The organism is Tabrizicola thermarum (assembly GCF_003574395.1).
In the GTDB taxonomy this organism is placed as follows: Bacteria; Pseudomonadota; Alphaproteobacteria; order Rhodobacterales; family Rhodobacteraceae; genus Tabrizicola; species Tabrizicola thermarum.
The window spans coordinates 36,172-48,511 of sequence record NZ_QMJY01000075.1; the positions used below are offsets into that span (position 1 = coordinate 36,172).

Annotated in this window: 11 protein-coding genes; 1 reads left to right on the top strand and 10 read right to left on the bottom strand. The window is 66.5% G+C overall.

What is annotated here, in order from left to right:
* Positions 1-61 precede the first annotated feature (61 nt).
* The 6 genes from D5084_RS11190 to glpD all read right to left on the bottom strand — a co-directional run bounded on the left by D5084_RS11190 (position 62) and on the right by glpD (position 6,041).
* Entirely contained in the window at positions 62-466 is a 405-nt protein-coding gene (locus D5084_RS11190) for a DUF2160 domain-containing protein (RefSeq protein WP_128515576.1), read from the bottom strand.
* A gap of 136 nt (positions 467-602) precedes the next feature.
* The gene (locus tag D5084_RS11195; RefSeq protein ID WP_128515577.1) at positions 603-1,406 is read right to left on the bottom strand and encodes a carbohydrate ABC transporter permease; all 804 of its coding nucleotides are present in this window, start codon (positions 1,404-1,406) and stop codon (positions 603-605) included.
* Complete coding sequence (locus D5084_RS11200) at positions 1,406-2,278, bottom strand: carbohydrate ABC transporter permease (RefSeq protein WP_128515578.1); 873 nt, start codon at positions 2,276-2,278, stop codon at positions 1,406-1,408. The genes D5084_RS11195 and D5084_RS11200 overlap by 1 nt, the downstream gene beginning before the upstream one ends.
* A 3-nt stretch (positions 2,279-2,281) precedes the next feature.
* The gene (locus D5084_RS11205) at positions 2,282-3,352 is read right to left on the bottom strand and encodes an ABC transporter ATP-binding protein (protein ID WP_128515579.1); all 1,071 of its coding nucleotides are present in this window, start codon (positions 3,350-3,352) and stop codon (positions 2,282-2,284) included.
* Between the two features lies 1 nt (position 3,353).
* Positions 3,354-4,442 (bottom strand): ABC transporter ATP-binding protein, encoded by a 1,089-nt coding sequence (locus D5084_RS11210; protein WP_128515580.1) that lies wholly within the window; start codon positions 4,440-4,442, stop codon positions 3,354-3,356.
* Between the two features lie 9 nt (positions 4,443-4,451).
* Positions 4,452-6,041, bottom strand: coding sequence for a glycerol-3-phosphate dehydrogenase (glpD, locus tag D5084_RS11215; RefSeq protein ID WP_128515581.1), 1,590 nt, complete (start codon positions 6,039-6,041; stop codon positions 4,452-4,454).
* A gap of 248 nt (positions 6,042-6,289) precedes the next feature.
* Between glpD and D5084_RS11220 the strand changes: the two genes are divergently transcribed.
* Positions 6,290-7,051 carry a DeoR/GlpR family DNA-binding transcription regulator gene (locus D5084_RS11220; protein WP_128515582.1) on the top strand — a complete coding sequence of 254 codons (762 nt, stop codon included), beginning with the start codon at positions 6,290-6,292 and terminating at the stop codon, positions 7,049-7,051.
* 12 nt (positions 7,052-7,063) lie between these two features.
* Here D5084_RS11220 and D5084_RS11225 read toward each other — a convergent pair whose 3' ends face one another.
* The 4 genes from D5084_RS11225 to D5084_RS11240 form a co-directional block, all read right to left on the bottom strand.
* Positions 7,064-8,197 (bottom strand): glycosyltransferase, encoded by a 1,134-nt coding sequence (locus D5084_RS11225; RefSeq protein ID WP_128515583.1) that lies wholly within the window; start codon positions 8,195-8,197, stop codon positions 7,064-7,066.
* Positions 8,181-9,806 (bottom strand): asparagine synthetase B family protein, encoded by a 1,626-nt coding sequence (locus D5084_RS11230; protein ID WP_128515584.1) that lies wholly within the window; start codon positions 9,804-9,806, stop codon positions 8,181-8,183. The genes D5084_RS11225 and D5084_RS11230 overlap by 17 nt, the downstream gene beginning before the upstream one ends.
* A gap of 281 nt (positions 9,807-10,087) precedes the next feature.
* Entirely contained in the window at positions 10,088-11,275 is a 1,188-nt protein-coding gene (arsJ, locus tag D5084_RS11235) for an organoarsenical effux MFS transporter ArsJ (RefSeq protein ID WP_238382615.1), read from the bottom strand.
* 56 nt (positions 11,276-11,331) lie between these two features.
* The gene (locus D5084_RS11240; RefSeq protein ID WP_128515586.1) at positions 11,332-12,339 is read right to left on the bottom strand and encodes an ArsJ-associated glyceraldehyde-3-phosphate dehydrogenase; all 1,008 of its coding nucleotides are present in this window, start codon (positions 12,337-12,339) and stop codon (positions 11,332-11,334) included.
* Position 12,340: the final 1 nt, after the last annotated feature.

Here is a 12,340-nt window from a genome sequence, read left to right on the forward strand (position 1 = left end):
AGACATTGCCTTTGGTCTTGCCCGGTCCGGTTGCCCGGTCCGGGGTCGTCAGAACCCGCGCCTACACCCAGCGGAACACCGCGAAGGCATAGGCGAGGGAGAGGATCGTCGCGCCCCAGATGGCTTCGGGGCCTGCGAAGTAGAGCCAGCCGAGGTGGATGAAGGCCGAGCCCAGAAGGGTGATGAAGAGGCGATCGCCGCGCGTGGTCTCGATCCGCAGGATGCCGACGCGCGGGGTTTCGGGAAAGCGGATCGCTAGCAGCGTCATGATGATGAGAAGTGCGGCGATGCACCAGAAGAAAAGCGCGACCGGGAAGGTCCAGGCCATCCAGAAGCCGGGGATGAGCTGCCCGGTCCAGTCCTTGGCGCCATCCTTGACCGGCACGGCGGCATAGAGGGCCGCCAGGATCGCCAGCATGATCGCCGCGAGGGTCAGGTAGATCGTGGTCCAGCGGGTCTGGGTCATGGCGTCGGTCCCTGTTTGGTAGCAACCCCGCCCCGGACCTGATCCGGGGCCTCGTGGTCCCGAGCGCGGCGCCCGTGGACAGGGAGGTCCCGGGTCGGGCCCGGGACGGGGTTTGTCTGTGGCAGGCGGTCGGTCATCACACCCTCCCCAGGGCAAAGCCCTTGGCGATGTAGTTGCGGACGAAGTAGATCACCAGCGCCCCCGGCACGATGGTCAGGACCCCGGCGGCGGCCAGCACGCCCCAGTCCATGCCGGATGCGCTGACCGTGCGGGTCATCACGGCGGCGATGGGTTTGGCATCGGTGGTGGTCAGGGTGCGCGAGAGCAGAAGCTCGACCCAGGAGAACATGAAGCAGAAGAAGGCGGCGACGCCGATTCCGCTGGCGATCAGGGGCATGAAGATCCTGATGAAGAAGCGCGGGAAGGAATAGCCGTCGATATAGGCGGTTTCGTCGATTTCCTTGGGCACCCCGCGCATGAAGCCTTCCAGGATCCAGACGGCCAAGGGCACGTTGAACAAGCAATGCGCAAGCGCGACCGCGATGTGGGTGTCGATCAGGTTCATCGCCGAATACAGCTGGAAGAAGGGCAGCGCGAAGACGGCAGGCGGCGCCATGCGGTTCGTCAGCAGCCAGAAGAACAGGTGCTTGTCGCCCATGAAGCTGTAGCGGCTGAAGGCATAGGCCGCAGGCAGGGCCACGGTGATGGTAATGACCACGTTCATCGTGACGTAGATCATCGAGTTGACATAGCCCATGTACCATGACGGGTCGGTCAGGATGACCCTGTAGTTGCGGAAGGTCAGGTCCTGCGGCCAGAGCGTGAAGGCCCCCGTGATCTCGGTGTTGGTCTTCAGGCTCATGCCCACCAGCCAGTAAATCGGGATGAGCAGGAACAAGAGGTAGATCGTCATCACGACAGCGTTCGGGCGGATGCGCATCAGCGGGTCTCCTCGCGGTCGAGGTTGGTCATCACGGTGTAGAAAACCCAGGAGATCAATAGGATGACCAGGAAGTACATGATCGAGAAGGCGGCGGCGGGGCCGAGGTCGAACTGGCCGGTGGCCATCTTCGCCAGGTCGATCGACAGGAAGGTGGTGGAGTTGCCGGGGCCGCCGCCGGTGACGACGAAGGGCTCGGTGTAGATCATGAAGCTGTCCATGAAGCGCAGAAGGACGGCGATGAGGAGGACGCCCTTCATCTTCGGCAGTTCGATGTAGCGGAAGACGGACCAGCGGGTGGCCTGGTCGATCCGGGCGGCCTGGTAATAGGCCTGCGGGATCGACTGGAGGCCCGCGTAGGCAAGAAGCGCCACCAGCGAGGTCCAGTGCCAGACGTCCATCACGATGACGGTGATCCAGGCGTCCAGCGGGTCGTTGGTGTAGTTGTAGTCCACCCCCATCGCGGCCAGCGTATGGCCCAGAAGCCCGATGTCCACCCGGCCGAAGATCTGCCAGATCGTGCCGACGACGTTGAACGGGATGAGCAGCGGCAAGGCCATCAGGACAAGGCAGAAGCTGGCCCAGAAGCCCTTCTTCGGCATGTTCAGCGCAATGAAGATGCCCAGGGGCACCTCGATCGCCAGGATGATGAGCGAGAAGATGACCTGCCGCCCCAGCGCCTGATGCAGGCGGTCGGAGGTGACCATCTCCTCGAACCAGTCGATCCCGGCCCAGAAGAATTCGTTCTGCCCGAAGGTGTCGTTGAAGGCATAGTTGACCACGGTCATCAGCGGCAGGATGGCCGAAAAGGCCACCAGCACGAGAACCGGCAGGACCAGGAACCAGGCCTTGTTGTTCTGGGTCTTTTCCATGGCTCAGGCCCCCATCGGCGCGACGCGCCAGTCGTTTGCGTAGACGTTGATCTTGGCCGGAGCGAAGGTAACGCGGGGCTCGGCCGGGAGGCTCATCCCCTCGGGCAGGATCGCGTTCAGCGGTTGACCCGCGAACTCGGCCCGGACGATGCGGTGGCGGCCCACGTCCTCGACCCGTTTCACGGTCACGGGCAACCCCTCGTCCGAGATCGTCACATAATCCGGGCGGATGCCGATCTGGGTGCGGCCCGTCACTGGCCCATAGGCCGCACCCAGGGCGACCTTCACGCCTTGCAGGCGCGCCTCGGATCCCGCGATCTCGGCATCGAACAGGTTCATCCCCGGCGAGCCGATGAAATAGCCGACGAAAGTATGCGCCGGGGTCTCGAACAGCTCTTCCGGCGTGCCCATCTGCACCACCCGGCCGTCATGCATGACGACGACCTTGTCGGCGAAGGTCAGCGCCTCGGTCTGGTCATGGGTGACGTAGATCATCGTGTGGCCGAACTCGCGGTGCAGCGCCTTCAGCTGGGTGCGAAGCTCCCATTTCATGTGCGGGTCGATCACGGTCAGCGGCTCGTCGAAGAGGATCGCGTTCACGTCCTCGCGCACCATGCCGCGACCCAGCGAAATCTTCTGCTTGGCATCCGCCGTCAGGCCGCGGGCCTTGCGGTTCAGCTCGGACTCCATGCCGATCATCCTGGCGACCTGGTCCACCCGCCGCGCGATATAGGCCGCATCCATCCCCCGGTTGCGCAAGGGGAAGGCCAGATTCTCGCGCACTGTCATCGTGTCGTAGACCACCGGGAACTGGAACACCTGGGCGATGTTGCGTTCTGTCGTCGGCGCGTCGGTCACGTCGCGGTCGCCGAACAGGACCCGGCCCTGGCTGGGCCGCACCAGCCCCGAGATGATGTTCAAGAGCGTGGTCTTGCCGCAGCCCGAGGCACCCAGCAGCGCATAGGCCCCGCCGTCATCCCAGACGTGATCCATCTCCTTCAGCGCATAATCCGCCTCGCTGGTCGGGTTGGCCAGGTAGCTGTGAGCCAGTTTGGAAAGCGTGATCCGGGACATCTCAGGCCGCCATCGCATAAGGAGCAGGCGCGGCAAGGCGGCCCGACTGGTCGAAAAGATAGACGTGGGCGGGATCGACGAAGATCGAGGTCTCGGCCCCCGCCGTCAGCGGATGCACGCCATGGATCAGCCCGACCCAGCGGTCCGGCCCGTGGGTCAGATGGACAAAGGTCTCGGACCCGGTGATCTCGGTCGCGGCAAGGGTGCAGCGGAATTCGACCGCGTCGCCGGAGTGGCGATTCAGCGTGACATGGTTGGCGCGGAAGCCGGCGGTGTAGGTCCCGTCGGGCAGGTCGCGCGTCGGGCCTTCGGCCGGGGCATGGGCTTCCTCGCCGAAAGTCAGGCGATGTGCCTCTTTGCGGCAGGGGACGAAGTTCATCGGCGGATCGCTGAAGACGCGGGCGGTCCGGGCGTCCTCGGGCAGCCGATAGACCTGCGGCGTGGGCCCGAACTGGGTGACGCGGCCTTCCCAGAGCGTCGCGGTATTGCCGCCCAGAAGCAGCGCCTCTTCGGGTTCGGTGGTGGCATAGACGAAGATCGCGCCCGAGGCTTCGAAGATGCGGGGGATTTCCACGCGCAATTCCTCGCGCAGCTTGTAGTCGAGGTTCGCCAGCGGTTCGTCCAGCAGCACCAGCCCCGCGCCCTTGACCAGAGCCCGCGCAAGGGCGCAGCGCTGCTGCTGGCCGCCCGACAGCTCCAGCGGCTTGCGTTGCAGCATTGGCGTCAGGCGCAGCATTTCGGCGGTCTGGCGCACGGCGCGGTCGATCTCGGCCTGCGGCTTGCCCATCAGGCGCAGGGGCGAGGCGATGTTCTCATAGACCGTCAGGCCGGGGTAGTTGATGAACTGCTGGTAGACCATCGCCACCTTGCGGTCCTGCACCCTGACGCCGGTCACGTCCTGACCTTCCCAGAGGATGCGCCCCGTGGTGGGCTTGTCGAGCCCCGCCATCAGCCGCATCAGGCTGGTCTTGCCCGACAGGGTGGGGCCAAGCAGCACGTTCATCGTGCCGTTCTGCAAGGTCAGGCTGGTGGGATGGATATGCATCTTCCCCCCGACTGAGCGCGAGACCCCCTGAAGCTCCAGCGTCATTCCGTCCCCCTATTCCGCCGCCGGGCGCGCGGCCCGGGCCGCGTCCGCCATGAAGCGGTCGAGTGTTTCGATCTGGCTGGCCGTCATCCGCAGCCCCAGCTTGGACCGGCGCCAGACCACATCTGCCGCCGTTCCGGCAAATTCGTGCGTCATCAGCCAGCGCACCTCGGCCTCGGTCAGCGTGGCGCCGAAATCCTGGCCCAAGGCGTCGGGCGAGGTGGCATTGCCCAGAATCCGCGCAGCCTCGGTGCCATAGGCGCGGACCAGGCGGGCGGCCCAGTAATCGGTCAGGAACGGGTGCCTGGCCTTCAGACCGGCGGTCAGCGCCGCCGCACCGTCATGCGGGAAGTCGCCCCCCGGCAAGGGCACACGCGCGGTCCAGGCGGGTTTCGCCTGCGGGAAGAACCGCGTCAGCTTCCCCAGCGCCGATTCGGCAAGGCGGCGGTAGGTGGTGATCTTGCCGCCGAAGACGTTCAGGAGAGGCGCGCCGTTTTCGTCCAGCGACAGGACATAGTCGCGGGTGGCGGCCGTGGCCGACTTGGCCCCGTCGTTATACAGCGGCCGGACGCCGGAATAGGTCCAGACCACATCGTCGCGGGTGACGGGTTTCGCGAAATACTGGCTGGCGAAGGCCAGCAGGTAGTCGCGTTCCTCATCGGTGCAATGGGCCTCGGTGGGGGCGCCGGTGTGGTCCTTGTCGGTGGTGCCGATCAGGGTGAAGTCCTGCTCGTAAGGAATGGCAAAGATGATCCGCCCGTCCGAGCCCTGGAAGAAGTAGCAGCGGTCGTGATCGAAAAGCCTTTTCGTCACGATATGCGACCCGCGCACCAGCCGGACGCCTTCGGACGAATTGATGCGGGCGACATTGCGGATCACGTCCTCGACCCAGGGCCCGCCCGCGTTGACCAGAGCCCGCGCGCGGTGGTGTTCGGTCCCGTGGGGGCCTTCGGTGGTGACATGCCACAGACCGTCGCGGCGTTCGGCGGATGTGACGCGGGTCCGGGTCAGGATGCGCGCGCCCCGCTGCGCCGCGTCGCGGGCGTTCAGCACGACCAGCCGCGAATCCTCGACCCAGCAGTCGGAATATTCGAAGGCCTTGCGGAACTTCGGTTTCAGCGGCTTGCCTGCGGGATCCCGGGTCAGGTCCAGCGTGCGCGTCGCGGGCAGGATCTTCCGGCCGCCCATCGTGTCATACAGGAACAGGCCCAGCCGGATCAGCCAGTCGGGCCGGCGGCCTTTTGCCCAGGGCATCACCCAGGCCAGAAGCCGCGAGGTCGGCGTGTCGCTTTCAAAGCGCATGTCCGGCGACAGCGGCAGGACAAAGCGCATCGGCCACGAGATATGCGGCATGGCGACCAGCAGCGTCTCGCGTTCCTCCAGCGCCTCGCGGACAAGGCGGAACTCGAAATATTCCAGATAGCGCAGCCCGCCGTGGAACAGCTTGGTCGAGGCCGAGGAGGTGCCCTGCGCCAGGTCGCCCTGTTCGGCCAGCGTGACCGTCAGCCCACGGCCCACCGCGTCGCGGGCAATGCCGCAACCGTTGATCCCGCCGCCGATGATGAAAAGGTCGCTTGCGACCCCTGCGCTGCCGTCCGTCACGCCCTGGTTCCTCCCTGTTGCATAGCTGTGCCGATCGTGACGGCTTCGTCAACGAAATTTTTTCGTTTACGCGCGTTTTCCGAAAAAACGAACATCCTCGCGCAATGCGGCACCGTTTTTTCTGCGCACGCATGATGTCTTTGCTGCATACGCAAACAAACGAAACAAGTCGCGCGCGCAGAAAACCGCTGACAGACGCGGACCTTCATGGCAGAAGACGCGCAGAGGCAGGGGCGAAGGGGGCCGATGTGGCGCTGAACTTCCGGCAGACCGAGATCCTGGAACTGGCCCGGGCCGAGGGCCGGGTGATGGTCGAGGACCTGGCGCAGCGGTTCGACGTGACGTTGCAGACGATCCGGCGCGACCTTTCCGATCTGGCCGATGCCGGGCATCTGGACCGGGTGCATGGCGGGGCGATGCTGCGGACCGGCGTCGCCAACATCGGCTACGAGGCGCGGCGCAAGATGAACGAGGGCGCGAAGGCCGCCATCGCCCGGGCCTGCGCGGCGGCGATCCCGGACAATTGCAGCCTGATCCTGAACCTTGGCACCACGACCGAGGCGGTGGCACGCGAGCTGCTGACACATCGCAACATCACCGTCATCACCAACAACATGAACGTGGCCAATATCCTGGTGGCCAACCCGGGCTGCGAGATCGTGGTGGCCGGCGGTGCCTTGCGCCGGACGGACGGCGGCCTGGTGGGAGAGCTGACCACCCAGTTCTTCGAACAGTTCAAGGTCGATTACGCGGTGATCGGGGTCTCGGCGCTGGACCGGGACGGCGACCTGCTGGACTTCGACCTTGCCGAAGTGCGGGTGTCCAAGGCGATCATCCGGCAGTCGCGCAAGGTGCATCTGGTCGCCGACCATTCCAAGATCGACCGCTCGGCCCCGGCCCGGCTGGCCTCGTTGTCCGAGATCACCACGCTGTTCACCGACCGACCCCTGCCCGAGGATCTGATGCAGAAGTGCCGGGACTGGGGGACCGAGGTGCAGGTGGCGGGATAGGCCGGGCGCGCCCTACCCTGCCAGAAGAGGTGCCATCTGGCGGGCGAACCGGTCGCTGCCAAGCCATTTGCGCAGCGTCTCGAAGGCCTGCGTGGCGATCCGGCTGCGCAAGGCCGCGTCGCCCAGAAGGCGGTGCAGGGCATCGGGTAGATCGGACAGGTCCCAGGCCACGGGAACATAGGTTTCCCAGGGGATGAAGATGTCGGGGTCGGTCACGATGTGGCTCATGTCCGGCTTGACCAGCACCGCGCCGGACAGCACGGCCTCGTAGTCGCGCCAGCAGACTTCGCCATAGCCGAACGGGCTGAAACAGACTTTCGAGTGGCGAAGCTCGGCCAGGAACCGCGCCTGATGCACGCCGGTGCCCCGCACCACGCTGACACCCTTCAGGGCGTTTACGGCCGCGTCGGCCTCGGCGCGCATGCCGCGGTACCAGGGTGTGCCGTCCAGTTCAAAGCGCGCGTGGAGGTCATGCTGTCGATGTCCGTTCAGCGGCGGCTTGCCCAACAGCGCCGGCAGGACCGTCGGCGCGGTGATGAAGGACGGGCCGATCACCAGCTTGTCCAGAAAGCCCGGGGGGATGGGGAACAGACGCTCTGGCTCTTCCAAGCGCAGCCGGCGGGCGTAGTAGTCGGTCAGGTTGGTGTCCCCCAAAGTGGGCTTGCCATAACAGTCCCGGTCCCGCAGGACGTGTTTCTTGATGTAAAGGTGGATCCGGTCGTTCAACCGGGCGGCATTGCGCAGGTCGGTGGGCGCGAACCAGTCCAGGCAGGCGATCCGCGCGCCGGGGTGATCCGCGTTGATCCGGGCGAAAAGCCGGTCGAGCTCTGCATCGCTCACGTCGAACGGGGTCTGGAACGCGACCACCGTCGCACCCCGCGCCGCCACGGGACGGCCCGCGACGAAGTCCCACAGATCGGCCTCGCGCAGGTCGGTTCCATACAGGCGGCGCAGGTCGGCGGCATAGTGGTGGAACGGGTAGATCTGGCTTTGCGGCAGGCGTTCGGGCTGGGTGACCAGCAACAGCCGGGACCTGGCGTCGGGCGAAAAGGGCCGCGCCATGGCCTGCGCGCGCAGCCGGTCGGCCTTGCGGCGGTTGAAATACCTGCGAACCCGGACGATCTGCGCCTCAAGCAAGAACGACATCACTCACCACCCCTTTGCCGGTCGGCGCCGCGCGACTTAACCGGTCTTCCATCACAATCAGGCGACGCGCCTCGTCCGCGCTCATCGCCGCGACGAACTGCGCGTGCAGCCGGTAGATATCGGCCGGACCCCGGCGCAAGGGCTGGTCGGTCACCGCCTGCCGCATGGCATGAAGGGCGCGGCCCGGCTCCGCCATGGCCGCCACGCAGAGGTTGTCCAGCAGATTGGCGACCCGCGACCAGCGCAGACGCGGCAAGGGTCGGCTGCGGAAGCCGGCTTCGTAGGGGATGTCGGCAAAATCCGGGTAGGCCTGCGCGATGGCATCGTCGTGCAGCCGCTGGTCGCGGGTGACCGTGAAGGGCAGCGACAGGCCCAGTTCGACGAAGTCGGGCGACAGGAAGGGGCAGGCGACCATGGCAGCGTTGCCGAGGATGCCGTTGGAGACGAACGAAATCTCGCGCCGGGTCCGATTCCAGAACCAGAAGGCCTGATAGGGATCGGGCGCGTCCTGAAAGACCCGGATCGCCCGGGAAATCCGGTCGATGGCTGCCTCTTCCAGGTCGGGCGAGTAGATCGCCCCTGCCCCGCCGGAATGGTGCGGCTGGCTGATGATGCGGCCATGTCCGGCGGCAAGGCTGCGGGCGATGCCGTCGTAATCCCCGGCCCTTGCCCGGTCGAAGAAATCGGCCGCGTCATCGTCGGGGTTGGTCAGGATGTCGCCGCCGATCCCGTCCAGCGCCGCCGCTGCCGGGTTGCCGCGCAGGAAGTCGTGCATCGGCATCATCTGCGCGTGTTCGTCGGCGCAAAGCTGGGTCAGCAAGAGCGCGCGCAAACCATCGCGCAGGCGGGGACGGGCGTGGCCGAGCAGCGTGTGGTCGACGCCCGCCCGGCTGGCCACCACACGCGCCGCCTGCACTTCGCAGTCGTGATGGCGGCCGCCCTGATGGAAGGTGGCGACCGTGTCGGGCTTGCGTCCCTGATGCACCATTTCCAGCAGGATATGCCGCGAATCGCGCCCGCCCGACAGCGGCAGGACCACCGGCCCGTCCCAGGCGTTCAGAAAGCGCCGGATCGCCGCACGCGGCAGCTCGATGAACCCCTCGACCGCCTGCGCCCGGCTGAGGGTCTGCTCTCGCGGGATCGGGGGACCGCCGGTGATGGTCGCAACACCCTCGCGCCAGACCAGCCTGCCACCGGGCGGCAGGACCTTGATGTGCCGGAACGGGGTATCCTCGCCCAGGAAATGGCCGATCCGGTGGAACACGGCCAGCGCCACCCGGTCGGGCTCGGCATCGGCCCCCTGCGCGATAAGCTGCAGGATCGAGGGCGAGACCGCGATCTCGCTGCCCTTGCGATAGACGAACAGGCTGAAATAGCCCAGCGGGTCGACCGTGGCCGTCAGCGTCGTGCCGTCCCAGTCCCAGCCGCCATGCAGGCCAAGCGAGGAATCGGGCAGGTCGCAGCGGTGCCCGACAAAGGCCTGCGCGGCTCCGGCAAGGGTCGTCCGGCCGTGTTGAAAGCGCAGGCAGATGACAGGGCTGTGCGCGGCCCCGGTCCGGGCCGCAGAGTGGTGGAGGACCGCGTCGGGAGAGAGGGCGTTCAAGGTCAAGAAGCTGGCCCCAACCAGGGGGGATGGGCGGTTCTGGCACAGGGGGGCGGTGGCTTCGGCACGAAACTTCCTTGAAAATTCAATTGCAAGAAAGGCCCGCCAGAAAATGGCGGCACGGCAGCTTCCCGAATTTTCCGTCAGCAGGGGTAGGAAAGTGTCACCCGAGATCGCCGGGGTATCAAGCATTTTGTGCACAACCAAACGGTGAAGATCGGCCTCCGCCGCCCGAATCCAGCAACCTTGAGTCGCATATTGCGCGGGCGGGTGCCAGAGGCAGCTTGCTAGGCCTGGGCAAGCCGACGCGCCGCAAGCCAGCTTGCCAGCGCCATCAGGCCCGCAGTCGCAAGACACAGGGGCAAGCCGCCGATCTGGAAGCTGAGGCCCGAAAGCAGCGTTCCGATCAGCCGACCGGCGGCATTGGCCATGTAGTAGAACCCGACATCCCGCGTGATCCGGTCGGCCGCGCCGAAAGCCAGGATCAGGTAGGAATGGACCGAGGAATTGACCGCAAAGACAAAGCCGAACACCAGAAGGCCCCCGATCAGCGCGGCGGTCAGCCAGGGCTGCGGCCCCCCGGCGGCCCAGGCGGCACCGGCCAGCAGGAAGGGGATCGGGACCAGAAGCCCGGCCCAGAAGATCGCCTTGCGGGTCGTCTCGGCCTCGGGCTGGCCCTTCGCGCCCAGAAGACGCGGCGCCATGGCCTGCACCGCGCCATAGGCGATGATCCACAGCGCGAGGAACCCGCCGATCAGGAAGAACGCCGCGCGTCGGCCTTCCGGCGTGCCGTCCGACAGCACCGCCTGGAAATAGACCGGGATGCCCACGACGAACCAGACATCCCGCGCGCCGAACAGGAACAGCCGCGCGAGGCTGAGGCGGTTCACCCGCGCATCCTTCGACCGCCAGCCGCCCCAGGCCTCGTCCGCCTTCATCCGCCCCGGCAGGCCCGCGGGCAGGAACAGGACCACGGCGATCAGGATCACCGCCAGCACCCCGGCCATGCCCCAGACCGCCGCCCTGAACCCCGCCAGCGCCAGCAGCGCCGCGCCAAGGAAGAAGCCCAGCCCCTTCACCGCGTTCTTCGATCCCGTCAGCACCGCGACCCAGCGGAACAGCCCTCCGTCCTCCTTGGGCGCCAGCAGCTTGACGGCGGACTTCGACGACATCTTCGCCAGGTCCTTGGCGACACCCGACACGCCCTGCACCGCCATCACGAAGGCGACCGAGGCGGCAACACGCCACGAAGGGTCAAGCTGCGCCAGCGCCACCAGCGCGCCGATCTGCAAGGCCAGCCCGCCGTAAAGCGTCGCCGCCAGGCCAAAGCGCGCGGCCAGCCACCCGGCGGCCAGGTTGGTCACGATCCCCGCCACCTCATAGAGCAGGAACAGCCAGGCCAGCTGGATCGGCGAGAAGCCAAGCGCGTTGAAATGCAACAGCACCAGCATCCGCAGCGCGCCGTCCGACAGCATGAAGGCCCAATAGGCCGCCGTCACCGCCGCATAGGCCCGCAGGGGATTGACCGTGGTCACAGCGACCCCGCCACCATCCGCGCGATGTCGGCGAGCCGGCAGGCATAACCCCATTCGTTGTCATACCAGGCATAGACCTTCACCTGGGTCCCGTTGATGACCATGGTCGACCGGGCATCCACGATCGAGGACCGCGGATCATTGGTGAAATCGCACGACACGAGCGGGCGCGGCTCATAGCCGAGGATGCCTTGCAACGGCCCCTCGGCGGCGGCCTTGAACAGCGCGTTGACCTCTTCGGCCGTTGTCGCCCGCTCGACCTCGAACACGCAGTCGGTCAGCGAGGCATTCAGCAGCGGCACCCGCACCGCATGGCCGTTCAGGCGGCCCTTCAGTTCGGGGTAGATCAGGGTGATCGCCGTGGCGCTGCCCGTGGTGGTCGGGATCAGGTTCAAAAGCGCCGAGCGCGCCCGCCGCATGTCCTTGGCGGGGCGGTCCACGATGGTCTGGGTATTGGTCACGTCATGGATCGTGGTGATCGACCCGTGCCGGATGCCAAGCGCCTCGTGGATCACCTTCACCACGGGGGCGAGGCAGTTCGTGGTGCAGCTTGCTGCCGTCACCAGCACCTGCGACCCGTCATAGAGGTGATGGTTCACGCCATAGACCAGGTTCAGCGCGCCGCCGTCCTTCACGGGCGCACTGACCACCACCTTCCTCACCCCCGCCGCGTAATAGGGCGCGACCTTCGCCGCCGTCTTGAAGACCCCGGTGCAGTCGATCACCAGATCGACCCCCAGATCGGCCAGCGGCAGGGCCTCGATGGTCTTTTCGTGGGTCAAGCGGATCGACCGACCACCCAGGACCAGCGCCCCCTCGCCCGCCGAAACGGGCGTGCGCCAGCGACCATGCACGCTGTCGAACTCCATCAGCAGGGCGTGCTGCTCTGCGTCGCCCACCGGATCGTTGAGAAGAACGATCTCTCCGCCGGCGCCGGTGTCGATCAGGTCGCGGAGCACGAGTTTTCCGATCCGGCCAAGGCCGTTCAAGGCAATCCGGGTCATG